Origin of the sequence: Megasphaera coli (assembly GCF_900095855.1) — a bacterium.
Taxonomy (GTDB): domain Bacteria; phylum Bacillota; class Negativicutes; order Veillonellales; family Megasphaeraceae; genus Megasphaera; species Megasphaera massiliensis_A.
Genome location: NZ_FMIY01000002.1, coordinates 1,324,830 through 1,351,663, shown reverse-complemented (window position 1 = coordinate 1,351,663; position 26,834 = coordinate 1,324,830). Strand labels below are relative to the sequence as shown.

Here is a 26,834-nt window from a genome sequence, read left to right as displayed (position 1 = left end):
TTTTTGTTTATTGCAGGTATGTATGATGTCATCGTCGTCGGCGCCGGGCATGCCGGCTGTGAAGCCGCGTTGGCGGCCGCCCGGCTCGGCGTGAGGACCTTGCTCATAACATTGAACTTGGATAATATTGCGCTCATGCCCTGTAACCCTGCTGTAGGAGGTCCCGGCAAGAGCCATCTTGTTCGGGAAATCGATGCCCTCGGCGGGCAGATGGGCCTTATTGCCGACAAGACGGCGATTCAAATGAGAATGCTCAATACGGGCAAGGGTCCGGCCGTGTATTCTTTGCGGGCACAGTCGGACAAGAAGCAGTATCAGGCCGTCATGACGCACGTCTTGGAGACGCAGTCCGGTTTGGACGTGAAACAGCTTATGGTTACGGAGCTCATTATAGAGAACGGCGTAGTTAAGGGCATTTGTACGGAATTAGGCGAAGCGTTTATGAGCCGGGCGGTCATTTTGGCAACAGGGACGTATTTGAAGGGCCGCGTGATTATCGGTGAAACGACCTGTGCCGCCGGCCCTATCGGCCAACGGTCGGCGGAAGCCTTGTCCGATTCGTTGCGCAAGGCGGGAATTTCTTTGCTGCGTTTTAAGACCGGTACGCCTGCCCGTGTAGACGGGCGGAGCTTACGGCGAGAGAAAATGACTCTTCAGGATGGTGATAAGGAAGACCATGCCTTTTCTTTCCTGTCCAAGCGGGAAAATCGTAATAAGGTATGCTGTTGGCTTACGTATACGAATGAAAACACACATGACATTATTCGCCGCAACTTGGAGAGAGCGCCCATGTGCAACGGCACCATCACCGGTATCGGGCCGCGTTACTGCCCGTCCATAGAGTCCAAGATTTTGCGCTTTGCCGATAAAAAGCGGCATCAACTCTTTGTTGAGCCGGAAGGCCTGTACACGACAGAAATGTACGTGCAGGGTATGAGTACGAGCTTGCCCATGGATGTGCAAAAGGAATTTTTACAGACCATTCCCGGTTTGGAAGAGGTGGAAATTATGCGGCCCGGCTATGCCATCGAGTACGACTGTCTGGATCCGCTGCAGCTCTTGCCGACGCTGGAAGTGAAGCACGTTGCCAACCTCTATTCCGCCGGCCAGGCGAACGGGACGAGCGGTTATGAAGAAGCGGCGGCTCAAGGATTGATGGCCGGCATTAATGCGGCCTTGAGACTGCAAGGCAAGGAACCGTTTGTCTTGACTCGTGCCGAAGCGTATATAGGCGTGTTGATTGATGATTTGGTTACTAAGGGGACGGAAGAGCCCTATCGCATGATGACCAGTCGTTCCGAATATCGTCTCATTCTGCGTCAGGACAATGCGGATCTGCGTCTTACGGAAAAGGGGCGCCGTATCGGATTGGTTTCGGATGAGCGCTATGAGGCATTTTGTCAAAAGAAGGCGGACATAGAAGCGATGATTGCCGAGTTGGAAGGAACCATGGCGACGCCGACGGCGGAGACAAATACAAAACTTGAAGCGGCAGGTTCCGCTCCGCTGCGGACGGGCATAAAAGTTGCCGATTTACTGCGCCGCCAGGAAATGACGTACGCTGTTTTGCGCGGTATTTTCCCGGGACTGTCGGTGCGCTCCGAAGATGTGGCTGAAGAAGTGGAAATCATGATCAAGTATGACGGATATATTAATCGCCAAAAGGAGCAGGTCGAGAAGCTCAATCGGTTGGAACGGAAACTCTTCCCGGCGGATATCGATTATATGAAAATTGAAACCGTGTCGATGGAAGGAAGGCAAAAGCTGGCCCACATACGACCGCGTTCCCTGGGGCAGGCCAGCCGCATTTCCGGCGTATCGCCGGCGGATATTACGGCCCTTTTAATTTTCATGGAGCAATACGAACGGGAGAAAAAAGGCAATGTTTCTATGTAATGGTGAAAAACTGTTTGCCGCAGCGGGATTTTCTCTTACGGAAGAAGAGCTGAGGCGTTTTGAGACTGTTGCTAAGCGGCTGGTGGAGACAAATAAGGTCATGAACTTGACCGCCATTACGGAAGCCGATGAAATCGTAGTAAAGCATTTTATCGACAGTCTTACATGTTATGATGAGGCCTATTTTCCGCAGGGCGCCAGATTGCTCGATTTAGGAACGGGTGCCGGCTTTCCGGGGATTCCTCTTGCCGTCATGCACGGCGATCTGGAAATAACTTTTTTTGACAGCCTGCGAAAGAGGTTGCAGTTCTTACAGGAGCTTACTGCCGCTATAGGGTATGAAAAAGCCGTTTTTTTACACGGCCGTGCCGAAGAAGAAGCACACAAGGGAGAGTACAGAGAAGTATTTGACGTCGTGACGACACGTGCCGTCGCAAGGCTGCCGGTTCTTGCCGAATGGGCCTTGCCGTATGTTAAAGAAGACGGTATTTTTGTGGCTCTTAAAGGAGCGGCATATAAGGCGGAATTGGCCGAGTCGCAAAAAGCCTTGCAAATACTGGGCGGGACCGTCGTTGACGTACGAATGAAACAATTGCCGGGCTTGACGGATACACGAGCGGTCATCTATATTAAAAAAATAAGCAAGAGTCCCTGTAAGTATCCGCGAAGACCCGGGATAGCGATTAAGAATCCCTTATAATTTGTAAAGGCGGGAGGTATGTAATTATGTTGAAGAAATTTGCCTGCAGTGCTTTTCTTTGCTGCTTATCCTTAACGGTAACGGCAACCGAGCCGCCAAGCGATATTCATGCCCGGGCAGCCTATGTCATGGACGGGGATACGGGTGCGGAAATTTACGCTAAGAATGCGGACGAAAAGATGTATCCCGGCGGCACGACCATGATTATGACGGCGCTCTTGTGTGCTGAAGCGGGTGATGCGGTCCTGGACCGGCACGTTACGCATGCGCCTGAAGTAAATACCCTTGAAGCGGATGCCGCCGTTCTGGGGCTCAGCGCGGATAAACCTGTTACGCTGCGTAATGCCGTAACGGCCATGATGACCTATTCGGGCTGTGATGCGGCCCTGGATGCGGCCGTAACCGTCGCGCCGACGGTGTCCGCTTTTGTCGACTGCATGAATGAAAAAGCGGCGGTCATAGGCACGGTGAATACGAAATTTGTAAATCCTCACGGGCTGCCTGATAAAAATCATTATTCGACAGCGCGGGATCTTGCAAAAATCAGTGCTTACGCCATGCAAAACGGTACATTTAAATCGTTTACAGGTAAAACATTTTTCACTATGCCCTATGCGACGGGAGGGGAAAAGACAGTCTATACACTGAATGAGTTTTTACGTTCTGACTACAAGGGAGCGAACGGAATTAAGACGGGTGCAACGGACTACGGCGGAGCCGATTTGGTTGCCTCCGCAACAAGGGACGGTAAGACGATTATAGCCGTTGTCTTAAACTCCGACGATCGGGCCGGCGATGCGACACGGCTGATGGATTATGCGTTCGCGCAAAAACAGGAATCGGTTATGCGCAAGAGTGCAGCGCCCGATGACGGAGAAGCCTATATCGTGCGCGATGCCTCGGCAGGACAGACACTGCGGGATCTCGTAAGGGAGCAGCAGGCGGCGGTGCAGTAATCGTGCATGCTTATATGTATAGAAATAATACAGTAAAGGTGAGGTAGTACGGCATGAAAAGCTTTACATATACAATTACGGACTTGCAAGGTATTCACGCGCGCCCGGCCGGATTATTGGTAAAAGAGGCCAAGCGGTTTGACGCGCGAATATCCCTTGAAAAAGGTGAAAAGAAGGGAGACGCGAAAAAGATTTTTAATGTTATGACCTTGGGAGCAAAGCAGGGCGACTTACTTACAGTTGTCCTTGAAGGTCCTGATGAAGAAGCGGCAGCACAGGCCATGGAAGCTTTTCTGCACAAACATTTATAAGGGAGAAATCTATGCTGATTCTTAAGGGAACTCCCGTTTTTTCAGACATCGCTACAGGCCGGTTTGCCGTATTTTGCGGAAACTCCGAGTTCGAAGAAAGGGGAAAAGCCGGGACGCCGGCAGAGGAAATAGAACGCTTTCGGTCGGCTCGAACTGCGGCGCTTGCAGAATTGGCGGAGCTGTATAAAAGCGCTGTTGAGAAGGTCGGTCAAAGCGGTGCCGACCTTTTTGAGGCTCATGAAATGATGCTTTGCGATGATGATTACATTGATGCAGTTGAAACACGAATTAAAGACGGGGATATCCGCGCCGAAATGGCCGTGGATGCGGCTGCTAAGCGGATTTCCGCCGCGTTTCGCGCCATGGATAACGCATATATGCGGGAAAGAGCTGCCGACGTATTTGATATATCAAACAGGGTGAAGCGCCTGCTCGGCAGCGGCGAAACGAGAGATTTTTCCGCATACGACGGGGCCGTTTTATGTGCTGAAGATTTATATGCCAGTGACATGCTGCAGCTTCATATAGGAACGCTTGCAGGTATTGTTCTTTCCGGCGGCAGTGTGAATTCTCATACCGCTATTTTAGCGCAGACATTGAGTATTCCCATGATCGTCAGGACCGGCATGCCCTTTACTGAGGCGGGAGCACATAAAACGGTCCTTATTGACGGCTTTACGGGAACCGTGTATATTGATCCGTCGGAAGCAATACAAAAAGATATGGAAACAAAAAAAAATGCATATGACAAACGGAAATTGCAATTAAGCCGTTTGCGTGACAGCGTTTCCCGTACGGCAGACGGGAGAAAATTACCCGTTTTTGCCAATATCGGCAGCCCTGACAATTTACTGCAAGTGGAAGAAAACGGTGCAGAAGGTATCGGCCTTTTCCGCAGCGAATTTTTATATTTGGATAAAGAGGACTACCCAACGGAAGAAGAGCAGTTTGCCGCATATAAGGAAGTTGCCGAAAAGATGGGAGCCAGGCCGGTTATTATTCGTACTTTGGATATGGGGGCGGATAAGCAGGCTGCATATTTTAAGCTGAAAAAAGAAATTAATCCGGCTTTGGGTATGCGGGCCGTGCGAATTTCTCTGGCTCGCCCGGATTTGTTTAAAACACAGTTGCGCGCCTTATGCCGCGCATCGGCTTTCGGCAAAATATCGGTCATGTTTCCATTAATCGTTTCCCTCGAGGAAGTCTTGCAGTGTAAGGCCTTGCTGCAGGCGGTGCAGGCGGAATTAAAGGCGCAGCACCTTACTTATGATGAATTTATGCAAGTCGGCATTATGATTGAAACGCCGGCGGCGGCTCTCATAAGTGATGTATTGGCAGAAGAAGCAGATTTCTTCAGTATCGGCACGAATGATTTAGTACAATACACTTTGGCAGTCGATCGGCAGCAGACAGAGTTGGATGCCCTTTTCAACCCTCGGCACCCGGCAGTATTGCGGCTTATTCAAATGACCGTGGAAAACGGCCATAAGGCGGGCATTCCTGTCGGTATCTGCGGGGATTTGGGAGCTGACTTGACCCTGACCGAGACATTTCTGCGCATGGGTGTAGACGAACTTTCCGTGGCTCCGGCAGCTATTTTGCCGCTTCGCGAGAAAATATGCTCCTTAAATTTGAGCAAATAAATTGGATTGCACATATATTCGATTCGCGGACATGTGTTACAACAACTGGAAACATGAAGAGAGGCCCGGCGGATTCCGCCGGGCCTCTCTTCATATAGTGCCTATAAATATTATCCTATTGCTTTCGCTTACTTTACCAATGTGTAGCCTGCGTCGGCAATGACCTTGTCAAACTCGTCAGTCGAAATCTCACGATTTGCCGTCACGTCGGCAGACTTGTTTTCCAAATTTACGATTACATCAGTGATGCCGTCCATTGCGGAAAGCGCTTCCGTTACGTGCTTTTTGCAATGGTCGCACATCATGCCGTCAATGTGCAATGTTGTTTTCATAGCGGGGACCTCCTTGGAAGTGGTGAAAGTATGAGTGGTGTTTAAAATTGTTTCACGTGAAACATTCGGGTACGTTACCTTAAAGAAACGGAGACGCAGCGCATTCATGACAACGCAGAAGCTGCTGAGGCTCATTGCTGCGGCTCCAATCATGGGATTGAGCTTGAGTCCGAATGCCGGATAGAACAGGCCTGCCGCCAACGGGATACCTATGACGTTGTAAATAAAGGCCCAGAAGAGATTTTCCTTGACGTTTTTGATTACGGCCTTGCTGAGACGAACAACCGTAACGGCATCGAGGAGATCGTTCTTCATCAGGACGGCATCCGCGCTTTCAATCGCAACGTCCGTGCCGGCGCCGATGGCAATACCCAGATCGGCTTTCATTAAAGCCGGAGCGTCATTGATACCGTCGCCAATCATGGCAACCCGATGGTTTTGGTCCTGCAGTTCGGCAATGTGTTTTTCTTTATCTTGCGGCAATACTTCCGCAATGACCTTAGGAATACGGAGCCGCTTTTGAACGGCCCGTGCCGTCCGTTTATTATCGCCTGTAAGCATGACAACGTCAATACCCATGCGACGGAAGCAGTCAATTGCAGCGGCACTTGTTTGTTTCTCCATATCGGCAACGGCAATGATTCCCTGAATGCCGGCGTTTGTCGCAAAGAGGATGGGCGTTTTACCTTCGTCGGCCAAGTTGTTCAAACGTTCGTTCACGTCATCCGTGGGAATGCCGTTTTCCTTCATGAGGCGTAAGTTTCCGGCATAGTAAAGCGTACCGTCTATGGTGCCTCGCACACCTCTTCCGAAGAGGGCGGAAAAATCGTCGACCTTTGCCGGGGAAACATCCCGTGCTTCACCATAGGTGACGATAGCCTGAGCCAAGGGATGTTCACTCTTGCCTTCCAATCCGACGGCAAGAGGCAACAGATCTTTTTTTGTAGTGCCGATGGGGATGATATCCGTTACGACAGGTTTTCCTTCCGTAATGGTACCAGTCTTATCCATGACGACCGTGTCGATGGAGTGTGCCCGTTCCAGCGCTTCACCGGACTTAATAAGAATCCCGTTTTCCGCGCCTTTACCGGTGCCGACCATAATGGCTACGGGCGTAGCCAGGCCGAGTGCGCAGGGGCAGGAGATGACGAGGACCGAAATGCCGGCAGAAAAAGAAAATTCCAAGGTTGCTCCCAAGAGAAGGTACCAAACGCCGATAGTAATAAGGGCGATGGCAATAACTGCAGGAACGAAAATACCCGAAATCTTATCGGCAATTTTAGCGATAGGTGCTTTACTGCTGCTCGCTTCATCGACGAGGCGGATAATTTGGCTGATCGTTGTATCTTCCCCGATTCGTTGAGCCGTCATGCGAATGGCTCCCGATTTATTCAAGGTTGCCGCTGTAACAGTGTCTCCGGGTTCTTTGTCGACGGGAATGCTTTCACCTGTGAGGGCAGATTCGTCAATACTCGTCGTGCCTTCTATAATCACGCCGTCTGAAGGAATACTTTCGCCGGGACGGACAAAAATTTCGTCACCTACGACAAGGTCACTGACCGGAATGACGGACGCTGCGCCGTTACGGATAACCGTTGCCTCTTTCGGTGCCAAGTCCATCAATTTTTCCAGGGCTTCACTTGTCTTGCTCTTTGCGCGGGCTTCTAAATACTTGCCGACCGTGATCAAAGTGACAATCATACCGGCCGATTCAAAATAGAGGTTGGAGCTATATGACCGTACAAGTTCCATGTCACCGTAACCGAGGCCCCAGCCGATGCGAAAGAGCGCAAAAATACCGAAGGCGGCCGCAGCCGCCGAGCCCAGACCGACGAGGCTGTCCATATTCGGCGCGCCGCGGAAGAGATTGCGAAAACCGTTAATATAGTAGTGACGGTTAAAATACATAATCGGCAAAATTAAAAGAAATTGAGAGAATGCATAGGCAATAGCATTTTGCGGGCCATCAAATACTGCCGTAATAATACTCGGTACAGGCAGGCCGAAGAGCCTGTTGAATATGCGATGCGATGCGATGTACATCGTCGGAATTAAGAAGATGAGCGAGCTTATGAGACGGAATTTCATTTCTGTCATGGCATTTACAGCGGCGGAAGAAAGTGTGCTTTTTTCGGCAGTACGGTCCGGCGCACCTGCAAGGGATGCGCCGTAGCCTGCATGGGTAACGGCTGCGATTATTTCTGTGTCGGACAATCTCGCTTCATCATAATCGACCTGCATACTGTTTGTCAGCAAGTTAACGGAAACCGTTATTACACCGGGCAATTGAGAGACCGTTTTTTCCACACGACTGGAGCAGGAAGAGCAGGTCATGCCCGTAACGGTGTATTTTTCGTGCTTCATTGCATTTCCCCCTCGGATTATTTCATCATTTTTTGCAATAACGAGACGAGTTCATCGACGACCTCGTCTTTGCCTTGTCGAATATCGTTGACGACACAGCTTTTAATATGTTGTCCCAATAGTTCCTTGTTAAAGGCATTCAATGCCGATTGAACGGCACTGACCTGTGTTAGAATATCAACGCAGTAGCGATCGTCGTCAAGCATTTTTTTTATGCCCCGTATTTGGCCTTCAATACGGTTTAAACGGCAAACAAGTCGTTTATATTCGGTTGTTTCTTTGTCACGCTCTTTAAATTTTATATTCGTATGGCAACATTCTTTTTGCTCTTTGACCATGTTATCCTCCTTACTGAATATAGATTGAACACCTTTATGATATACCCCTTATGGGTATACGTCAAGAATAAACAAAAAGACATGACAGAGAAATTTTCCATCATGTCTTCTTGCTTGTTGAGTTATTATTTTAATAAAGCGGCAACGGCCTGTGTTTCATCAACGGCTTTGTCGGCACCGGCAATAACGGAACCCTGAATGACGATAGCGTCAAGACCCTTCGCCTGACGATCCTGTTCAACTTTAGCAACAATGTCTTTCTGAATGGGATCGAGAAGCTCAAATTCCAGTTTGTTCAAGTCTTGGCTGAGTTTATTGCCGAGTTCCTGGCGTTCCTTGTCGGACTGCATTTTTTCGCTCTTGCTCTTGTACTCATCCTGTGCTTTCTTTACGGCAGCCTGCATTTGAGCCGACGCTTTCGGATAATTTTTGTGTGCCTGTATTAACGCATCAAAATTCACGTAACCGACACCGGATGCGAATGCGGAAGTTGCCGCTGCAACACCGAGCATGCCGACTACGGCAAAAGACGCGAGCTGTTTTTTCAAATTCATATTCATATACCTCCTAAAACCCAAAGATTGTCGTTACATTGTCTTATTATAGCAAAGGCATGCACAAAAGACAACGTAATGCCTTATTTTGTAACACGATAGTCCGTATTGTGTGTTCAGACATCGTTATTTTTCGATTCAGACGTAGGATTGTCAGTATCTTTTATGTATATATATTTATCGCGTTTCAGCTTTTCAATGATCTCCGGTGCCATAGTCAAAAGCTTTTCAAAACCGGATGCATGATAGCCGTCTTTTTTGATGGAGAACATTTCTACACGATCGCCTTTTATGACGAGAATAGCCGTCGGTTCCAGTTTGGCCCCGCCACCGCCGCCTACACTTTGGCGGGATGCATCGCCTTTTCCGTCCGTGCTGCCGGAGCCGAAACCGAAGGAGATGTCGACAAAGGGAACGAGAATGGCATCGCCGATGTGAACGGCCTCTCCTACGACCGTTTCCACTTTGATCATATCTTGGAAGCGTTTAAAAATGGTCTCCAAGTTATTCTTAATATAATTGTCGTCCATGAATGTTACCCCTTTCGGTGAGAGTATAAGTATTTGAACAAGGGCCGGACCGGTTCGGAAAAGAAGAAAGAGAACGTATAGAGTATACAGACGGCGGGCACAATCCGCCCGCTCAAGACAAGACATACACGGAGATCCTCTTCCGAATAATTGAAGTTCAGGCCGCTTATATACGTTATCATGAGAGCATAAAGGAGTCCGGCGAGCATTCCCGTTTCGTGCGGCTTATTAAGCCCGACGGAACCGCTTATTTCGCAGTTACGAATTTTTGAATGACATAGGATCCGATGGATGTAACGAAGGAAAGCGAAAAGGAAATTCGTGTTCAAGACAAATTTCCGCCACTCACGCGGTGGCTTAGACTGCGAACGTGTCCCTTTTCCGGCAAATGTATTGTTTGTCACTGCCGCATCAGCTATGGCTTCATCTATATCGGGGCCGTTTGCATTCCGATCAGGGATGGCTGCTTCCTCAAATGGAAAGCCGGATTTCGGCACCGTTTTTTCCTCTTTTGTATGGTGCGCGAAGCGACTGATTCGGTATTCCTTTTTCGGTTTTTGCCCGTATGCAAAGGTGTAAGAAAAATAAACGAAATTGTTCAGCCAGGAAAAGGTTATCTTTACGGATGGCGAGTCCCCTATATAAGCGTGTAGAGAATATGTAGAAGGGATGGAAACGGCAATAAAAGCGATCATTAAGAGCAGTACAATACCAGTCAGGATAAATGCCAATGAGATTTCCTTCTTTCCGCCGATTTCCATACTTCTTCTTAATTATAACATTTATATAAAGATGCGTAAGGGATTAGGCTTCGGTTTCTTCGTTAAAAATACAGCTTACGTTATCCGCCTTAAAGCAGCGTGAACAGGAAATACAAAGGGCCGGTTCTTTACTTCCGTGCTGCCAGCGAAGAGGTAAGTCCGGTTCGCGCAGCAACGGACGGCTGAGGGAGATGAAAGCTATATCCGTTGTTGCAAGACAGGTTTCCATGGCGTCTACATCACGGAAGCCGCCTACGACACCGACATCGGCTTTATCTTTTAAGAGCCTGGCCGCTTCGGCCGCGCAAGAGGCGAAATACATGGGTTCTTTTGTGCGGCGAATGGCTCGAATCGGGCCTTGGCGCGGTAAGGACGCCGTGTTGCCGCCGCTTACTTCGACGGCGTTTATGCCGGCGTCGGCGGCAGCGGTCATGACCACCTTGCTCTCTTCAAAGGTCATACCGCCTTCAGCCATATAATCGGCACTGTTGAGTTTGAGCCAAAATGGGTACGCCGGGCCGACAGCGGTACGGACCGCATGAATGCAGTTCATAAGAAAACGGGCACGGTTCTGTAGTGAACCGCCGTATTCGTCTGTTCGTTTGTTAAAATAAGGCGTAAGAAACTTACTTATTAAATAACCGTGGGCGCCGTGAATTTGTATGCCGTCAAAGCCCGCTTTGACGGCGCGTCCGGCGGCATCTGCCAAATGGCGTGTGAGTTCTTTTATTTCATTGGCCGTTAAGATATGTAAGGGCGCTTCGGCCGTGACAATTTTTTCAGGGACACCGCTGGGGCTGATAATATTTCCGGGCCCTTCCGGAACGGCTATAGCGGAGCCCATTATAACCAGCTGTGCAATTATTTTACCGCCGTGGGCATGAACCCGACGCGTTAGTTCCCGAAGCGGCGCAATGCAGTCATCGGAGCTGATGCGGAGCTGATTATGCTGGTGCGGTTCGAAGGGGCTGACAGCCATCATGCCTGTAATAATGATACCGCTACCGCCGTCCGCCAATTTTTCGTAATTTTGCAGCAAGTGTTCTGTGGGATACCCTTTTGCATCGGCCAAGCCTTCAAAGGTCGCGGAACGAACGATACGGCATTTTGCGACAATGCCGCCGATTTGAGCTTTATCAAACAACATACATGTTCCCTCCTTCGACCTTAATTTTCTAAGATATTTTTTCATTATAGCGTAAATACGGCTAAAATGCTAATTTGACGGACCACCTTTCGTGAACGGCGGCCGTAAGGAGGACGGGATGGATGAATTTACCGCATGAGGTAGGCACAAAGCGTAGTTTCATGTATAATATAAGTGTTTGCTGACTTATTTATACGTTTGAAGGGATGGTGAATATATGGCAACGGCAATGGTAATCGGAACCCAATGGGGTGATGAGGGAAAAGGAAAGATTGTTGATTATTTGGCACAGCAGGCGGATGTGGTCATTCGTTCGCAAGGAGGCAATAATGCAGGACATACGGTTGTTGCGAATAATCAATCGTTTGCGCTTCGTCTTTTACCGTCAGGCATCCTGTTTTCTGATAAAACGTGCATCATCGGAAGCGGTGTTGTTGTAAATCCCAAGGTCCTTTTGGAAGAAATAGACGGTATGGCGGCAAAGGGCGTACAGATCAGTAAGCTTGAAATATCCACGCGGGCGCATATCGTTATGCCCTATCATATACGCATTGATGAAGAAGATGAAAAACAGCGGGGCACAAATAAGATCGGCACGACTAAAAACGGTATCGGTCCTTGTTATGCGGACAAGGTTAACCGCATCGGTATCCGTGTCGGGGATTTAATGAACGAAGAAATTTTCCGGGAAAAACTGAAGACAAACTTGGCATTAAAAAATCGCCTTTTCAAAACCTATTATGAATGCGAAGGCTTTGATTACAATGAAGTATTGCATACGTATATGTCCTATGCCGAACGGTTGCGCCAATATGTAAAGGACACGACTTACTCGGCCAACCTTTATATAAATCAAGGGAAGAAGGTACTTTTTGAAGGGGCACAGGCGACGATGCTTGACTTGGATCACGGCACGTATCCCTTTGTGACGAGTTCCAATCCGACGGCAGGCGGCGCCTGCGTAGGAGCCGGAGTAGGACCGAGGAGAATGGAAAATATCGTCGGTGTCGTCAAGGCGTATACGACGCGGGTCGGGGCAGGACCATTTCCGGCGGAGCAGGATAATGAAGTTGGCGAGTATTTGCGTCAAACGGGCCATGAATTCGGCACCGTCACGGGGCGCTCCCGCCGTTGCGGCTGGTTTGACGCTGCCGTCGTTCGCTATGCGGCCATGTTGAACAGTCTTGATTATCTTGCCGTTACACGCCTTGATATTCTGGACGGTCTGGAAAAAATCAACATCTGCACGGGCTATCGCTGTAAGGGCGAAGTTCTGGAAGAATATCCGGAAAGCTTGACTGTATTGGAGCAGGTTGAACCGATTTATGAAGAATTGCCGGGCTGGAAGACTGGAATTTCCGCGTGCAGGACGTATGCGGATTTGCCGGAAAATGCGCGTAAATATGTAGAACGAATTAGTGAGCTTGTAGGTGTTCCCTTGGGAATTATTTCAGTTGGGCCGGATCGGGAACAGACGATTGTTTTGCGGCGTATATTTTAAGTGATAAAAAATTCGACATATCAAAAATTGATATGTCGGTTTTTTTATTCCGCTTCTTCGCCGCAGTGGCCATGCATGGCACAGCCGCTGCAGCCCGAGCTCTGCAGTGAACGCAGACCCGATAAAGCGGTTGCGGTCTTTCGCGGTGTAATCATGTGACTGGGTGATACGGTAATACCGATTGCGGGAGCGTTCAGTATGTGTAAGATGGGCTCCTGTTGGCTCAAGGGGAAGTCGCCTTCTCCCGGGCAAACACGCCAGGCCGTTTTGTATCGGTCGGCGGCGTACGTAATGTCGATGATTTTTGTCAGCCTATTGAGGAGTTCGTCCAGGGCCGCATTGGCGACACAGTCGAAGAGCATGCCTTCGGTAAAGTGTTGATCTACAAAGAAGGCATCGATTTGTCGGTCTACGTCGGCGCCCAAGGTGGCGGCCATGGCGACAACCGTTTCGGTCTGTTCCAAAAAGGGCAGAATTTGCTCTCCCGCCACCGTGAAGGGTACATTGCCGAAAAAGGTGCGCGACGGAATATCGTAAGGAATATGCTCAAATATACCTTGCGGTTTAGCGGCAGCTAAAACGGTGTCAATTATTTGGTCTACGGCGGCATCCTGCAGGCTTTGCATATTTCGCTGTGCTGCGTAAAAAGAGATTTTGTCTTTTTTAATTTCGCTTATGTGCAGGGCTGTTTTGGGCATGCGGATTCATTCCTTTCGTAAAGGCGTGAAGAGTTTTATTTAGATTATAACACCGGCGGGCAGGCAGATGACAGAGCGAAAAAACGGAATAAATTGTATCGTATAAAGGTTGTCTTTATGCTATACTATACGTTAGACTACAGAAAAACATAAGATATTATTTAGCGAATGGAGTGAAACCGATGGCGCATGTTATTACCGTGACCAATCAAAAGGGCGGCGTAGGAAAAACGACTACAGCCGTTAATTTAAGCGCCTGCCTGGCGGAAACGGGGAAACGGACGCTTTTAGTGGACCTTGACCCGCAAGGGAATGCGACAAGCGGCCTCGGTATTGATAAAACTCGACTTTTCGGCGGCATATATGACTGTCTCATTGACGGGCGCGACATAAACGAGATCATTGTAGAAACGGCCGTAAAAAAGCTGTTTATCGCACCGGCGACGATGGATTTGGCCGGTGCGACGGTGGAGCTCGTCAGTGTGGATAATCGGGATGCCGTGTTGCGTGACGTTTTGACGAATGCCGTTACGGGGAAGGGAAAACCTTTTGAGTATATCCTTATTGACTGCCCTCCTTCCTTGGGCCTCCTTACGGTAAATGCGCTCGTTGCGGCGCACACTGTACTGATTCCGGTGCAGTGCGAGTTTTATGCTCTTGAAGGATTGACTCAGTTGACGGAGACCGTTCGTTATGTTGCATCCGGCATGAATCCGAACTTATCCGTATTGGGACTCTTGCTTACGATGTATGACGGCAGAACAAACCTTTCCTTGCAAGTCGCGGAAGAGGTTAAGAAATATTTCGGTAATCAAGTTTTTAAGACGATTATTCCCCGCAATGTTCGCCTCGGCGAAGCGCCCAGTTACGGTGAGCCGATTACGACGTATGATCCCCATTCCAAGGGGGCTGCCGTATATAAGAAATTGGCGAGAGAGGTGATGAAGCGTGTCGGCTAAAAAAGCTGGATTAGGAAGAGGGTTGGGTGCTTTCGGCTTTGATAATGCGAAGCGCGTCATGGCGAGTGAAGGCATTACTATTTTGCCTCTTGCGGATATTGTTGCCAGTCCCCGTCAGGCACGACAGGTCTTTGATGAAGATGCATTGCAGGCCTTGGCCGACTCGATCCGGCAGTACGGTGTCGTACAGCCCGTTGTCGTGCGTCCTTTTGAAAACGGCCGTTATGAGCTCATTGCGGGAGAGCGGCGTTGGCGCGCATCGAAGCTGGCGGGACTTACGGAAATTCCGGCCCTTGTTCGCTCTTATGAAACGGGGGTGGCGGCAGAAGTCTCACTTATTGAAAATATTCAGCGTGAAAATCTGAACGCTATTGAAGAAGGGGCCGCCTATAAGCTTCTTGCCGACATGAGCGATTTGACGCAGGAACAATTGGCATTTAAAGTCGGCAAGAGCCGGTCGCACGTGGCCAATATGATGCGCCTTCTCGCCCTGGCTCCGCCGGTGCGGATGCTTATTGAAAACAACAGTTTGTCTATGGGACAGGCGAGGCCGTTGTTGCAATTGAAGACTGCCGAGCTGCAAGTGCAGGCTGCCGAAAAAATCATAGCCCAAGGACTTTCGGCAAGACAGGCGGAACTGCTTGTGAAGCAGTTGACGGAACGGCCTAAGGAAAAGAACCCGGTTGTTCGGGACGCACATCTTGAGGCGCTGCAGGATCGCTTGAAAATTTGTTTGGGAACGAATGTATCCATTCGCGTAAAAAATAAGAATAAAGGTAAAATTGAAATAGCTTTTTCGTCGGCAGACGAATTTGAACGGCTTATATCATTGTTGACAGAAGAGGAAAATAGGGCGGAAAAGGGGATTCCTTTTTCTCTATAAAGCAAGCAGGAGGATATTATGATTGGCGAATTGGATCTGCAGCTTTTTTATTTGGGGGCAGCCGGGGCTGCAGGCGTTTTGCTGTTACTCTTACTGATATATATTATTTTGCTTAATTATCGCGTAAACAAACTGCGTAAGAAATATGCTTTTTTTATGCAGGATGAAATCGGGCAGAGTTTTGAGGCCAAGCTTCACGCGGATGTGGCAAATCTGCAGGAACTGCAAGGTTCGTTGGAACGACTGCATACTACGCAGAATGACATCGTATCTATGCAAAATCAGTGTTTTCGTAAAATCGGCTTCGTAAAGTATAATGCTTTTGATAATATAGGCAATAATTTGAGTTTTGCCTTTACGCTTCTGGACGGCAAGAATAACGGGTTCTGTTTATCCAGCGTGTATGGAAGAAATGAATCACGCATTTTTGCCAAACCTATTATGGACGGAAAGTGCCTTTACAGTATGAGCGAAGAAGAAAAAGAAAGCTTGGAAAGCGCACTGCAGTACGGCGGGACCATCAGTCCCGTTCAGAAAGGATAAGAAGGCGATTATTTGAACGTACGAGATCGGATTCTCTTGTGGAGAGAAGCGGCGGAAGCAAAGCTGGCTTTTGTAAAAACTTTCTTCACAATGTACATGGATGTTCCGGATAAGCCTATTACGGTTTCTCCGGAGCAATATAAACGATATAAAATAATTCTCCTGGTCGGTGCGCTTATAGGCGTAATCGGTATTGCAGGCGGCATATACGGTATTGTTTCGTATAATGCCATGCGGCAACAGGAAGAGCTGCATGAGCAGCAATTGGAGCTGTTGCGGAGCAAGACGACGACGCTTCAGGAAAAAATGGACAAGATGGACTCCCTCGACCAGGAACTGCGACAGATGGTTAAAGGTGCCGGTACGGGTGAAAGCCCGAAGGGAGAAGGCAGTGTGGCGGGCAAAAAAAAATACAGTGAAGATTTATTTCAAGCCGGGTATAATGAGTTGCTGCACGCCGCGTCACGGTTGGAAACAAAGAGCAATGCCAGAATTATCAGCTTCATTACGCTGAAAACCGTCCTCAGCGACACGGCCGGACAGCAGGTCGTGCGTATGCAGCAGTCGGCATCAAAATATAATGTCTCCAACTATCCGTCCATTTGGCCGGTAAAGGGGACGATTACATCGCAATTCGGTTATCGTTCCAGTCCGACGGCGGGTGCAAGCACCTTCCACGAAGGCGTCGACATCGGTGTGGACTACGGTACGCCCGTGCGCGCGACGGCGTCGGGAGAAGTGACTATGGCCGGTTGGGTAGACGGATACGGCAACCTTGTAGAAATTGATCACGACAACGGCATCGTTACGCGTTACGGCCATAATTCAATGCTTCTCGTCGTAGAAGGGCAGTCCGTAAAGACTGGAGATATTATTGCTCTTGCAGGCAGTACGGGTAGAAGTACGGGACCTCATGTGCATTATGAAGTGCGTTTAAACGGGATTCCCAACAACCCGATTATGTTTCTGCCGTAAGGGCGGAAACTTGAGATAATAAAAAGGAGGAATTCCAGTGGCGAATACATTGTATGCTCATTTTAAAACTAATGAAGGTGAATTTACAGTTGAGCTTTTCTCTGATAAAGCACCCATTACAGTTGCCAACTTTAAAAAGCTGGCTGACAGTAATTTTTATGACGGAACTATTTTTCACCGCATTATTAAGGACTTCATGATTCAAGGTGGCGATCCGGAAGGCACGGGCTTCGGCGGTTCCGATGAAATGATTCCCGATGAATTTGAAGCATCGCTCACCTTTGCGGAACCGGGTGTATTGGCTATGGCCAATGCGGGTCCCAATACGGGCAGCTCGCAGTTCTTTATTACTGTTGTCCCGACGCCGTGGCTGCAAAATCATCATTCTATTTTCGGCAAGGTTGTTAAAAATTATGATGTTGTGGAGAAAATCAGTAAAGCAAAAACAAACGGTGCCGATAAACCCGTGCAGGATGTCGTGTTGGAATCGCTCGAGATTACGGAAGAGCGGTAATGTTGTACTATACGTATATACTGCGCTGCCGGGACGGCAGCTTGTATACGGGGTGGACGACGGATTTGGAGCAGCGACTTTGTCTGCATAACAGCGGCAAGGGCGCAAAATATACGCGTACGAGGCGGCCTGTCGAACTCGTTTGGAGCAAGGCCTTTACCGATAAGCACTCGGCCATGCACTGGGAATGGCAAATAAAGCGGTGGCCGAGAGGAAAAAAGGAAAGATTGCTTCACGAGCGGCGGATTGAAATGGAAAGACAGATGGATATGTATGAAGTGTAGCAGGCGCACCTCCGGAGAGGTGCGCCTGCGGTTATATACGAAAGAGAGCGATATAGGGGCAGTGTTATGGAGCGTAAAAAAGTGATATTTACGGCAACTCTCATAGTATTTCTCGCAGCTGTCGGCTTGATGCGGACTTCTTATCGGGACGGTGTGCGTTTGCCCGTAGTTTCTTTTCTCGAAGGGCACGGGGCGACAGCTGTGTGGCAGGGGGCCTTATATGGTAGTATCAAACCGGTCGTTTTTTCTCCGTATACGCAGGAAAATCCGGCGCCATCACACGCCATACTGCAGTGGTCGCGCGTTGACGGAGCTGTTATGTATGATGTCCAAATTGTACGTCAGGAGACAGACGGTGAAGGGAACGTGTATTATAGAGAAATCATGCCGCTCCTTCGTTCGTATGCGACGGCATATGAGGCGGTTTTGCCGAAAGATTTTTGGGAAGACATATTTTATTGGCGTGTTCGCGGTGTAGGCCTTGACGGCCCCGTAAGCGATTGGTCGGAATTGAAAGAAACGCCGTATAACTTCGGTCAGTCGTATATGGAGAAACCGATTTTGTTATCGCAGTATAATTGCGGCAACGGTACGGTTCTCCTCTATCCGGTATATGATTGGGTTAACGTTCCCGGTGCCGCTCGTTATGAAGTGGAGATTCTCGACGGGCCCCCGGAAAATCCGAACGGGGTCACCGCGTCATGCCATCGCATTGACGTACTGCATACGGAGACTGCGGAAGTGTATGATACTGAACCTCGCTATGGAGCCAGACCTTTTTATTGGCGAGTATTAGCCCTTGATGAAGAAGACCGGCCTATAGGCGTATATTCGGATGCGCGGCAATTTACTGTAAATCCCGACGATAATTATACGGTGGTGACCTTGGGCGACAGCATCAGTCACGGTGGAGGCAGCATTTCCTATTCGCCGACAGATTGGGAATTTGACTACCAGTATTATTTGGCCTTTCCTTCGCTGAATGCGGCCAGAAGCGGTGATACGAGCCGTATGACGGCGGAGCGTTTTGAAGCCGACGTGTTGCCGTTTAAGCCGCAGTACGTACTCATTCTTATGGGGTCCAACAGTTTGCGCGGCGGCGTAGCGGCGGAAAATGTGATTCGCGACATGGAAACAGTGCGTCTAAAATGCTTGCAGTACGGTATACGGCCCGTATTTTTAACGATACCGCCCGTTAATCCGGGTAATATATACAGGGCTTTTAAGTATGACACGGTTGCCGATTGGCAGTATCAGACGGCCTTGGTAAACGAGTATATTCGCGGGCACGTGCATATTGACATTACTGACGGAATGGCCGATTCGGACGGCAACTTGCGGAATGAGTTGGCTCTGGACGGACTGCACCTCGATCCGCCGGGAAAAAAGATGATAGGTGACGCCATTAACCGGGCATGGCCGAATATATTGGAAGTGCCGCCTGAGGCATGGAGCGGTATGAAAGACGTGGATTCAGTGTAAATAAAAATAACCGCTTCCAATCGGAAGCGGTTATTTTTATTGGCGCCGAATAGGCATGACTAAACCCCCAGTTTACTGGGGGAACATAAAAAATACTTATAGAAAAAGAAGGAACCTCCTGTGTTAGAATGATGATGGTCTGGCAACCACATCACATAACGGATAGGAGGTTCACTGTCAATGAATGACGTACACAGCTTATCACACAGTAAATGGAGATGCAAATACCATATCGTATTTGCGCCCAAATATAGAAGGCAAGTTATATATAGGACCATAAAGGCAGATATAGGAAAAATATTGCGGGAGTTGTGCAACCGGAAGCACGTAGAAATACTGGAAGCAGAATGTTGCCCGGATCATATCCATATGCTGGTGACGATACCGCCACATCTAAGTGTATCCGGTTTCATGGGGTATCTAAAAAGTAAGAGCAGTTTAATGATATTTGATAAACATGCAAACTTAAAATATAAGTATGGCAATAGACATTTCTGGTGCCGGGGGTACTATGTAGACACGGTAGGAAAATACGAAGGTGCGATAAAAACATATATCCGACAACAACTGCAGGAAGATATAGCACAGGACAGGTTGGATTTCAAAGAGTATGTAGACCCGTTTACGGGTAAGAAGGGTACCTAAGTAGGCAAAGAAAGAGCCCCCGAGGAGGGGGCTGCCAGTAACAGCGATGTGATTGCCGGATTTTATTCAGTGCACCATTTGGTGCTACCACAAGAGATAGACCCTTATAGGGTCAGAGCAAACCACCAGTTCTACTGGTGGTTATGATTCTGTCTTATTGGGCAATAAAGCCGGGTGTTGTCAAGTAGCGATCGCCGTTGTCCGGGAGCAGGACTACAAGTGTCTTACCCTTGTTTTCCGGACGTTTGGCAATTTCTGTAGCTGCATGCAAGGCTGCGCCACCGGAGATGCCGATAAGCAGTCCTTCCGATTTGGTGAATACCCGTGCCGCCTTGAAGGCATCCTCGTCCGTTACGGGGAAGACTTCATCATAGATTTTTGTGTCCAACGTGCCGGGAATAAAGTTTGCGCCGATGCCTTGGATTTTATGCGGACCTGCATGCCCTTCCGAGAGAAGAGGTGAGTTCGTCGGTTCGACGGCGACAACGGAAATATTCTTTTTCCGACTCTTTAGATACTTACCTGCGCCGGAGAGTGTGCCGCCTGTGCCTACGCCGGCGATGAATATATCAACAGCACCGTCCGTAGCTTCATAAATTTCGGGACCTGTCGTTTCAAAATGAATTTGCGGGTTAACGGGATTTGTAAATTGGCCGGGAATGAAAGCGCCGGGAATTTCCTTGAGCAACTCGTTTGCCTTATCTACCGTACCTTGCATACCTTCTTTACCCGGTGTGAGAACGATTTCAGCTCCGTAAGCGGACATAAGGTTGCGCCGCTCGACGGACATGGTTTCAGGCATAACTAAAATGGCGCGATAGCCTTTTGCCGCGGCAACTGCAGCTAAGCCGATACCCGTGTTACCGCTTGTCGGTTCAATAATGACGGAGTTTTTTTGCAATTGGCCCGATTTCTCGGCTGCTTCCAGCATGGCTTTGGCAATACGATCTTTTACGGAGCCCGAAAGATTGAAGGCCTCCAATTTTACCAATATTTTTGCGTCTATGCCGCTTTTTTTGTTATAGTGAACCGGTTCAAGTAAGGGCGTATTGCCGATGAATTCCAGTGCGGATGTATAAATCGTTTTCATAAGTAATTTCTCCTTTGGTGTGAAAACAGTTCGTTGTAATATGAGAGTAATTTACCTATGACGACAACATCGCGTGCCCTCGGGGATATATGTTTTTGTGTCGGGCATAGCTGCGTAGTCTCCTCTCCTGATAAATCCGTGCGGGATTATTTGTGCTGTACCAGTTTTTTTATATGCGTGTGTTCGGTTGTATTCATGTCATTAAGGCGTTGTTGCAAGAATGCAATTTGTTGCTTTAATTCTCTGATTTCGTCTTCAATCGGATCGGGCAGCTGATTGTGTTCCAAGTCGATGTCCTGTTCCGTATAGGTTCTGCCGACGCGTTTACCGTGCTGCATGACTACGTGTCCGGGAATACCGATAACCGTCGAGTACGGCGGTACTTCATGAAGGACAACGGATCCGGCGCCGATTTTGGCGCCTTCGCCGACAGTGAAAGAGCCGAGCACCTTAGCGCCGCTGGCTATGACGACGCAATCTTTTATGGTCGGATGGCGTTTGCCTTTTTCCTTTCCCGTACCGCCGAGCGTCACGCCCTGGTAGAGGGAAACGTTGTTGCCGATAATCGTCGTTTCACCGATGACGATACCCGTACCGTGGTCGATGAACAATCCGGCACCAATTTGTGCGCCCGGATGAATTTCAATTCCTGTAAAGAAGCGGGTAATGCTGGAAATAAGGCGAGCCGTAACGAACCATTTGTGAAGATAGAGAAAATGCGAGAGTCGATGTGCCCAAATAGCGTGTAATCCGGCATAGCAAAGAAGTATTTCCAATGTATTCTTTGCAGCGGGATCCCGATCCCGTATTACTTGAATATCTTGTTTTAATCGATTAAACACGGAAACATTACCTCCTAAGGTATAAATGGGTACAAAAAAAGATCCCCCTTTACAGAGACGGGGATCCGCGGTTCCACTCTGATTATAATCAAAAGGATGATTATCTCTCATGACACCTGTAACGCAGGTTTTGCGAGAAAGTCTACTAAAGTTCAACCTTCCTGTTCACAAAGGCATTCGGCATATTACGGCTGCTGCGTCGGCTTTCAGCCGGTGACCGGCGCTCTCTGTATGACTTTCATATGCGTACTTGTTTTGCTCATCACATTTATTGCTTATTTCTTGAAATTACTGTTATCTTAACTTGATAGTTATACTTTGTCAAGATTGAGCATATAATAACGGCGGCAGGAGCCGGAGGCCCTGCCCATGTCTTGTACTCATTATTAAACCTTCTATCCCCGGATACTATTACTCATATTAAACGGTGAGTCAACGAATTACCTCGCAAAATTCCGGATTACGACTGTGTTGATGCCCGCTTTCAAACATATGCACCGCTGTCCTAATTGCTATTGCGATTTGCAAGAGTAAAAATTTTTATATATTTATATATTATATTTACCTTTAATATGTACATATAGTATAATTAAATTAACTCATAAACGGAATTACAATTTATAATCTTTCGAAAAGGAGGGATAGTATGGCAAACTGGAAAGCGGGAATAGCTTTTTTGGCAAAATATGTACCCCTTTGGGTTATCATCTCGGCAATTGTCGCCTACATGACACCTGATTCGTTCCGCTCGTACGGCAGCATTATTTCGCCGTGTTTGAGCCTTATCATGTTAGGCATGGGCCTGTCTATGACGCCGAATGATTTCAAGTTGATTTTTACGCGGCCTAAGGATGTTATTATAGGTGTTCTTACGGTATACATCTGTATGCCCCTGGTCGGCATGGGTGTCGGTAAACTCTTGGGACTTGCACCGATGCTCGTTGTCGGGCTTATTTTGCTCGGTTGTTCGCCTACGGGGACGACGTCCAATGTCATGACCTTTTTGGCAAAGGGCGATAAAGCGTTGTCTGTTACGGTTTCCAGCATCAGCACTATGCTGGCGCCGGTTATTATGCCGCTGCTGCTCCTTCTTTATGCGGGTACGTATCTTGCCGTTGACGGGACGGCACTGTTTATCAGTATTATTAAAATCGTTATTATACCCGTACTCTTGGGTTTAGTCATGCACAAAATATTTGCCAAACAAATACCGACTATTTTGGCGCTCGTTCCCTTAACGACGATTATAGCCATTATTCTCATTGTGCTTGTCGTCGTTTCACTTAATGCGGAACGGCTGCAGGCCATTGCGCCTTCGGCGGCCCTGGCTATGGTCCTGTATACTTTTATGGGCCTTGCTATCGGCTTTCTTGTATCAAAGGTCCTGCGCATGCCGAAAGAAAAAGGCAAAGCCATGACCTTCGTCGTAGGTGTGCAGAATACGGCGCTTGCCGTTGCGCTTGCCGTAAAATATTTTGACCCCGTTGCGGCATTACCTGCTGCCGTCGGTGTCGTTTGGACGACTGTTTGCTGTTCTTTTATTGCGTCCCTTTGGGGAAGTAAAACAGCGGAAGATGAAATTGAAAAACCGGAAAAAATTGAACCGGTATAAATATAAACAAAGGAGGAAAAACAACATGGCTAGATTTAATAAAGTAACGCCCGAATTCATTGAGAAACTGCGCAGTATTTTAGGTGACAAGGGATTTACCGTCGATCCGGAAAAGCTCCTTACGTATCAGACTGACGAGGAAGGTAATCCCTATTGGTTCCGCACACCTGAAGTTGTAGTCTTTCCCGAAACGACGGAACAGGTAGCGGCAGTCGTCAAGTTGGCAAACGAGCATCTCGTCCCCATTACGCCGCGTGCTGCCGGTTCCGGTGTTGCCTGCGGAGCCATCCCCGTTTACCATGGCATTGTTATGGAGCTTGACCGGATGAATAAAATTCTTGAGCTCGACGAGGATAATTTGTATGCCGTTGTCCAGACGGGCGTTCGTACCAGTGAAGTACAGGAACAGTGCCGTCGGCGCGGCCTCCTCTATGCCGGCGATCCGTGCAGCGCCGAAAGTTGTCAGATCGGCGGCAACGTGGCAACTAATGCGGGAGGAAACAAAGCTGTTAAATACGGAACGACGCGCAATCAGATTTACGGTATGAAGGTCGTTACACCGACGGGGGACATTGTCGACGTCGGGGCGCGTTTGCAGAAGTGCTCGACAGGCTACTGTTTGGAGCAACTGTTCTGCGGTTCTGAAGGAACCTTGGGAGTTATTACGGAAATCACACTTAAACTGCGTCCCCTGCCGCCGTATAAGTTTGATCTCGTGGCGATTTTTAACAAAGACGAACAGGCCTTTACCTTGCCTAATAAGCTTTTAAAGGCGGGCATTGAGCCGACAAGTGTTGAATACATGGATAATGAGGCGTTACGTGTTTGCTCCGCTTTTTGTAAAATTACCTTGCCACACGTGGACAGCGGCGTCTGCTATGTCATCGTCACAGTGGAGACTTTTGATGAAGACGAATTGGACAGAAAGATGGAAAAAGCAAGCGAGATAAGTGAAGCTTGCGGTGCTGTTGATGTCATTCAGGCTGATGATCGGGTTTGGAGCTGCCGGCGTCAGTTTGCCGAAGCGGCTCGTGACATTGACATTATGTACGTGGCCGAAGACTTTGTCGTTCCTCTCGACAAGATTGCGGCGATTACGGGAAAACTGCCGGCACTTAAAGAAAAACATGGCCTTTATGCCGTGACGGTAGCCCATATCGGTGACGGCAACATTCATGTGCTTCCCCTAAATAAAGACGGTCTTTCACCGGAAGCGTGGATGTTGAAGATGGAAAAATTCCATGAAGATCTGTTTCGTGAAGTCTATGCCCTGGGCGGCAAAATGTCCGGTGAGCACGGTATCGGTTACAAGAAAATGAAGGAGTTTAAGCGCCATACACCGGAAGGAGAACAGCGCATTATTCGGGCCATCAAACGGGCTCTCGATCCGAATGACATCATGAATCCCGCAAAGATTGTTAATTTGGAAGAAGAGTAAAACGGCTTGCAGCGGCACACCGGCCTTACAGAGCCGGTGTGCCGCCGCTTTTTGCGAAAACGGACCCATTCGCATATTTTCGCAACCCCGGCCTTGACATAAGGGGAAGAAATTTGGTAAGATAAGCAAGTCGCCGCAAGGCGAAAAGACCTTTGAAAACTGAACAATACAATACCAAAAAAACGCCAGAGTGCGAGGTCTTACGAAAGTAAGGCAAAAAACGGCAACAAAGAAATACATGAGTGGGAGACACTTTCTATGATGGAGAGTTTGATCCTGGCTCAGGACGAACGCTGGCGGCGTGCTTAACACATGCAAGTCGAACGAGAGACGGTGAAAAGCTTGCTTTTAATCGAATCGAGTGGCAAACGGGTGAGTAACGCGTAAACAACCTGCCCCTGGGATGGGGACAACAGCTGGAAACGGCTGCTAATACCGAATGAGCTCCACATGCCGCATGGCAGGTGGAGGAAAGGGTGGCCTCTGGAACAAGCTACCGCCGAGGGAGGGGTTTGCGTCTGATTAGCTGGTTGGTGAGGTAAGGGCTCACCAAGGCGACGATCAGTAGCCGGTCTGAGAGGATGAACGGCCACATTGGAACTGAGAGACGGTCCAGACTCCTACGGGAGGCAGCAGTGGGGAATCTTCCGCAATGGGCGAAAGCCTGACGGAGCAACGCCGCGTGAGTGAAGACGGCCTTCGGGTTGTAAAGCTCTGTTACACGGGACGAACGGGTTTTGTGCGAACAGCATAAGACCGTGACGGTACCGTAGAAGAAAGCCACGGCTAACTACGTGCCAGCAGCCGCGGTAATACGTAGGTGGCAAGCGTTGTCCGGAATGATTGGGCGTAAAGGGCGCGCAGGCGGCCGGCCAAGTCTGTCTAAAAAGTGCGGGGCTTAACCCCGTGAGGGGAGAGAAACTGGCCGGCTGAGAGTGTCGGAGAGGAAAGCGGAATTCCTAGTGTAGCGGTGAAATGCGTAGATATTAGGAGGAACACCGGTGGCGAAAGCGGCTTTCTGGACGACAACTGACGCTGAGGCGCGAAAGCCAGGGGAGCAAACGGGATTAGATACCCCGGTAGTCCTGGCCGTAAACGATGGGTACTAGGTGTGGGAGGTATCGACCCCTTCCGTGCCGGAGTTAACGCAATAAGTACCCCGCCTGGGGAGTACGGCCGCAAGGTTGAAACTCAAAGGAATTGACGGGGGCCCGCACAAGCGGTGGAGTATGTGGTTTAATTCGACGCAACGCGAAGAACCTTACCAAGCCTTGACATTGAGTGAAGGGCGTAGAGATATGCCGTTCTTCTTCGGAAGACACGAAAACAGGTGGTGCACGGCTGTCGTCAGCTCGTGTCGTGAGATGTTGGGTTAAGTCCCGCAACGAGCGCAACCCTTATCTTCAGTTACCAGCACGTAGAGGTGGGGACTCAGGAGAGACTGCCGCAGACAATGCGGAGGAAGGCGGGGATGACGTCAAGTCATCATGCCCCTAATGGCTTGGGCTACACACGTACTACAATGGCTCTAAATAGAGGGAAGCAAGGGAGCGATCCGGAGCAAACCCCAAAAACAGAGTCCCAGTTCGGATTGCAGGCTGCAACTCGCCTGCATGAAGGAGGAATCGCTAGTAATCGCAGGTCAGCATACTGCGGTGAATACGTTCCCGGGCCTTGTACACACCGCCCGTCACACCACGAAAGTCATTCACACCCGAAGCCGGTGAGGTAACCGCAAGGAGCCAGCCGTCGAAGGTGGGGGCGATGATTGGGGTGAAGTCGTAACAAGGTAGCCGTATCGGAAGGTGCGGCTGGATCACCTCCTTTCTAGGGACG

Annotated in this window: 25 protein-coding genes, 1 rRNA gene and 1 other annotated feature; of the genes, 17 read left to right on the top strand and 9 right to left on the bottom strand. The window is 49.0% G+C overall.

The window, feature by feature from the left end; all coding sequences use genetic code 11:
- Window positions 1-3 precede the first annotated feature (3 nt).
- From mnmG to ptsP, 5 genes are read left to right on the top strand one after another with little or no spacing between them, the layout of a single operon-like run.
- Entirely contained in the window at window positions 4-1,896 is a 1,893-nt protein-coding gene (mnmG, locus tag BQ2674_RS07070) for a tRNA uridine-5-carboxymethylaminomethyl(34) synthesis enzyme MnmG (RefSeq protein WP_075573095.1), read from the top strand.
- Entirely contained in the window at window positions 1,883-2,596 is a 714-nt protein-coding gene (gene rsmG / locus BQ2674_RS07065; protein ID WP_075573094.1) for a 16S rRNA (guanine(527)-N(7))-methyltransferase RsmG, read from the top strand. The genes mnmG and rsmG overlap by 14 nt, the downstream gene beginning before the upstream one ends.
- Window positions 2,597-2,622: 26 nt before the next feature.
- Window positions 2,623-3,552 (top strand): D-alanyl-D-alanine carboxypeptidase family protein, encoded by a 930-nt coding sequence (locus tag BQ2674_RS07060; protein WP_075573093.1) that lies wholly within the window; start codon window positions 2,623-2,625, stop codon window positions 3,550-3,552.
- A gap of 53 nt (window positions 3,553-3,605) precedes the next feature.
- Entirely contained in the window at window positions 3,606-3,863 is a 258-nt protein-coding gene (locus tag BQ2674_RS07055; RefSeq protein WP_075573092.1) for an HPr family phosphocarrier protein, read from the top strand.
- 11 nt (window positions 3,864-3,874) lie between these two features.
- A complete protein-coding gene (gene ptsP / locus BQ2674_RS07050) occupies window positions 3,875-5,506 on the top strand; it encodes a phosphoenolpyruvate--protein phosphotransferase (protein WP_075573091.1) in 1,632 nt (543 codons plus the stop codon).
- Window positions 5,507-5,634: 128 nt separating this feature from the next.
- Here ptsP and BQ2674_RS07045 read toward each other — a convergent pair whose 3' ends face one another.
- The 6 genes from BQ2674_RS07045 to BQ2674_RS07020 form a co-directional block, all read right to left on the bottom strand.
- Window positions 5,635-8,202, bottom strand: a complete 2,568-nt coding sequence (locus BQ2674_RS07045) for a heavy metal translocating P-type ATPase (RefSeq protein ID WP_075573090.1) — start codon at window positions 8,200-8,202, stop codon at window positions 5,635-5,637.
- A gap of 17 nt (window positions 8,203-8,219) precedes the next feature.
- Window positions 8,220-8,540, bottom strand: a complete 321-nt coding sequence (locus BQ2674_RS07040; protein ID WP_075573089.1) for a metal-sensing transcriptional repressor — start codon at window positions 8,538-8,540, stop codon at window positions 8,220-8,222.
- A 125-nt stretch (window positions 8,541-8,665) separates the two neighbouring features.
- The gene (locus tag BQ2674_RS07035) at window positions 8,666-9,094 is read right to left on the bottom strand and encodes an OmpH family outer membrane protein (RefSeq protein ID WP_075573088.1); all 429 of its coding nucleotides are present in this window, start codon (window positions 9,092-9,094) and stop codon (window positions 8,666-8,668) included.
- Window positions 9,095-9,210: 116 nt separating this feature from the next.
- A complete protein-coding gene (locus BQ2674_RS07030; protein WP_075573087.1) occupies window positions 9,211-9,624 on the bottom strand; it encodes a GerW family sporulation protein in 414 nt (137 codons plus the stop codon).
- Between the two features lie 5 nt (window positions 9,625-9,629).
- Window positions 9,630-10,385, bottom strand: coding sequence for a hypothetical protein (locus BQ2674_RS07025; RefSeq protein ID WP_075573086.1), 756 nt, complete (start codon window positions 10,383-10,385; stop codon window positions 9,630-9,632).
- Window positions 10,386-10,428: 43 nt separating this feature from the next.
- Entirely contained in the window at window positions 10,429-11,532 is a 1,104-nt protein-coding gene (locus BQ2674_RS07020) for an NADH:flavin oxidoreductase (protein WP_075573085.1), read from the bottom strand.
- Between the two features lie 217 nt (window positions 11,533-11,749).
- On the opposite strand from BQ2674_RS07020, the gene BQ2674_RS07015 reads away from it, so the two are divergent.
- Window positions 11,750-13,033, top strand: a complete 1,284-nt coding sequence (locus tag BQ2674_RS07015) for an adenylosuccinate synthase (RefSeq protein WP_075573084.1) — start codon at window positions 11,750-11,752, stop codon at window positions 13,031-13,033.
- A 44-nt stretch (window positions 13,034-13,077) separates the two neighbouring features.
- On the opposite strand, the gene BQ2674_RS07010 is transcribed toward BQ2674_RS07015, so the two are convergent.
- Window positions 13,078-13,731: a methionine synthase gene (locus BQ2674_RS07010; protein WP_075573083.1), complete on the bottom strand. Its 654-nt coding sequence runs from the start codon at window positions 13,729-13,731 to the stop codon at window positions 13,078-13,080.
- Between the two features lie 182 nt (window positions 13,732-13,913).
- On the opposite strand from BQ2674_RS07010, the gene BQ2674_RS07005 reads away from it, so the two are divergent.
- The 8 genes from BQ2674_RS07005 to tnpA all read left to right on the top strand — a co-directional run bounded on the left by BQ2674_RS07005 (window position 13,914) and on the right by tnpA (window position 20,016).
- Window positions 13,914-14,690, top strand: coding sequence for a ParA family protein (locus BQ2674_RS07005; protein ID WP_075573082.1), 777 nt, complete (start codon window positions 13,914-13,916; stop codon window positions 14,688-14,690).
- The gene (locus BQ2674_RS07000) at window positions 14,680-15,573 is read left to right on the top strand and encodes a ParB/RepB/Spo0J family partition protein (RefSeq protein WP_075573081.1); all 894 of its coding nucleotides are present in this window, start codon (window positions 14,680-14,682) and stop codon (window positions 15,571-15,573) included. The genes BQ2674_RS07005 and BQ2674_RS07000 overlap by 11 nt, the downstream gene beginning before the upstream one ends.
- Window positions 15,574-15,591: 18 nt before the next feature.
- Entirely contained in the window at window positions 15,592-16,116 is a 525-nt protein-coding gene (locus BQ2674_RS06995; protein WP_075573080.1) for a DUF4446 family protein, read from the top strand.
- A gap of 12 nt (window positions 16,117-16,128) precedes the next feature.
- On the top strand, window positions 16,129-17,091 hold the full coding sequence (locus BQ2674_RS06990; protein ID WP_075573079.1) for a M23 family metallopeptidase: 963 nt from the start codon (window positions 16,129-16,131) through the stop codon (window positions 17,089-17,091).
- Window positions 17,092-17,128: 37 nt separating this feature from the next.
- Window positions 17,129-17,605 (top strand): peptidylprolyl isomerase, encoded by a 477-nt coding sequence (locus tag BQ2674_RS06985; protein ID WP_075573078.1) that lies wholly within the window; start codon window positions 17,129-17,131, stop codon window positions 17,603-17,605.
- The gene (locus BQ2674_RS06980) at window positions 17,605-17,889 is read left to right on the top strand and encodes a GIY-YIG nuclease family protein (protein WP_075573077.1); all 285 of its coding nucleotides are present in this window, start codon (window positions 17,605-17,607) and stop codon (window positions 17,887-17,889) included. The genes BQ2674_RS06985 and BQ2674_RS06980 overlap by 1 nt, the downstream gene beginning before the upstream one ends.
- 66 nt (window positions 17,890-17,955) lie before the next feature.
- Window positions 17,956-19,371: an SGNH/GDSL hydrolase family protein gene (locus BQ2674_RS06975; RefSeq protein ID WP_075573076.1), complete on the top strand. Its 1,416-nt coding sequence runs from the start codon at window positions 17,956-17,958 to the stop codon at window positions 19,369-19,371.
- Window positions 19,372-19,551: 180 nt separating this feature from the next.
- Entirely contained in the window at window positions 19,552-20,016 is a 465-nt protein-coding gene (gene tnpA, locus BQ2674_RS06970; RefSeq protein WP_075573075.1) for an IS200/IS605 family transposase, read from the top strand.
- Between the two features lie 154 nt (window positions 20,017-20,170).
- On the opposite strand, the gene cysK is transcribed toward tnpA, so the two are convergent.
- The gene (gene cysK, locus BQ2674_RS06965) at window positions 20,171-21,106 is read right to left on the bottom strand and encodes a cysteine synthase A (RefSeq protein ID WP_075573074.1); all 936 of its coding nucleotides are present in this window, start codon (window positions 21,104-21,106) and stop codon (window positions 20,171-20,173) included.
- A gap of 146 nt (window positions 21,107-21,252) precedes the next feature.
- Window positions 21,253-21,948: a serine O-acetyltransferase gene (gene cysE, locus BQ2674_RS06960; protein WP_075573073.1), complete on the bottom strand. Its 696-nt coding sequence runs from the start codon at window positions 21,946-21,948 to the stop codon at window positions 21,253-21,255.
- A 50-nt stretch (window positions 21,949-21,998) separates the two neighbouring features.
- Window positions 21,999-22,220 (bottom strand) — a binding site (T-box leader).
- Window positions 22,221-22,594: 374 nt separating this feature from the next.
- Between cysE and BQ2674_RS06955 the strand changes: the two genes are divergently transcribed.
- From BQ2674_RS06955 to BQ2674_RS06945, 3 genes are all read left to right on the top strand, one after another.
- Entirely contained in the window at window positions 22,595-23,560 is a 966-nt protein-coding gene (locus BQ2674_RS06955) for a bile acid:sodium symporter family protein (RefSeq protein WP_075573072.1), read from the top strand.
- Between the two features lie 25 nt (window positions 23,561-23,585).
- Window positions 23,586-24,998 (top strand): FAD-binding oxidoreductase, encoded by a 1,413-nt coding sequence (locus BQ2674_RS06950; RefSeq protein WP_075573071.1) that lies wholly within the window; start codon window positions 23,586-23,588, stop codon window positions 24,996-24,998.
- A gap of 258 nt (window positions 24,999-25,256) precedes the next feature.
- A 16S ribosomal RNA gene (locus BQ2674_RS06945) occupies window positions 25,257-26,825 on the top strand.
- The last annotated feature ends 9 nt before the right edge of the window (window positions 26,826-26,834 follow it).

Coding starts and splice junctions, on each gene's coding strand:
- rsmG (WP_075573094.1), top strand. CDS start 1,883: ATGTTTCTATGTAATGGTGAAAAACTGTTTGCCGCAGCGGGATTTTCT.
- BQ2674_RS07060 (WP_075573093.1), top strand. CDS start 2,623: ATGTTGAAGAAATTTGCCTGCAGTGCTTTTCTTTGCTGCTTATCCTTA.
- BQ2674_RS07055 (WP_075573092.1), top strand. CDS start 3,606: ATGAAAAGCTTTACATATACAATTACGGACTTGCAAGGTATTCACGCG.
- ptsP (WP_075573091.1), top strand. CDS start 3,875: ATGCTGATTCTTAAGGGAACTCCCGTTTTTTCAGACATCGCTACAGGC.
- BQ2674_RS07045 (WP_075573090.1), bottom strand. CDS start 8,202: ATGAAGCACGAAAAATACACCGTTACGGGCATGACCTGCTCTTCCTGC.
- BQ2674_RS07040 (WP_075573089.1), bottom strand. CDS start 8,540: ATGGTCAAAGAGCAAAAAGAATGTTGCCATACGAATATAAAATTTAAA.
- BQ2674_RS07035 (WP_075573088.1), bottom strand. CDS start 9,094: ATGAATTTGAAAAAACAGCTCGCGTCTTTTGCCGTAGTCGGCATGCTC.
- BQ2674_RS07030 (WP_075573087.1), bottom strand. CDS start 9,624: ATGGACGACAATTATATTAAGAATAACTTGGAGACCATTTTTAAACGC.
- BQ2674_RS07025 (WP_075573086.1), bottom strand. CDS start 10,385: ATGGAAATCGGCGGAAAGAAGGAAATCTCATTGGCATTTATCCTGACT.
- BQ2674_RS07020 (WP_075573085.1), bottom strand. CDS start 11,532: ATGTTGTTTGATAAAGCTCAAATCGGCGGCATTGTCGCAAAATGCCGT.
- BQ2674_RS07015 (WP_075573084.1), top strand. CDS start 11,750: ATGGCAACGGCAATGGTAATCGGAACCCAATGGGGTGATGAGGGAAAA.
- BQ2674_RS07010 (WP_075573083.1), bottom strand. CDS start 13,731: ATGCCCAAAACAGCCCTGCACATAAGCGAAATTAAAAAAGACAAAATC.
- BQ2674_RS07005 (WP_075573082.1), top strand. CDS start 13,914: ATGGCGCATGTTATTACCGTGACCAATCAAAAGGGCGGCGTAGGAAAA.
- BQ2674_RS06995 (WP_075573080.1), top strand. CDS start 15,592: ATGATTGGCGAATTGGATCTGCAGCTTTTTTATTTGGGGGCAGCCGGG.
- BQ2674_RS06980 (WP_075573077.1), top strand. CDS start 17,605: ATGTTGTACTATACGTATATACTGCGCTGCCGGGACGGCAGCTTGTAT.
- BQ2674_RS06975 (WP_075573076.1), top strand. CDS start 17,956: ATGGAGCGTAAAAAAGTGATATTTACGGCAACTCTCATAGTATTTCTC.
- tnpA (WP_075573075.1), top strand. CDS start 19,552: ATGAATGACGTACACAGCTTATCACACAGTAAATGGAGATGCAAATAC.
- cysK (WP_075573074.1), bottom strand. CDS start 21,106: ATGAAAACGATTTATACATCCGCACTGGAATTCATCGGCAATACGCCC.
- BQ2674_RS06955 (WP_075573072.1), top strand. CDS start 22,595: ATGGCAAACTGGAAAGCGGGAATAGCTTTTTTGGCAAAATATGTACCC.
- BQ2674_RS06950 (WP_075573071.1), top strand. CDS start 23,586: ATGGCTAGATTTAATAAAGTAACGCCCGAATTCATTGAGAAACTGCGC.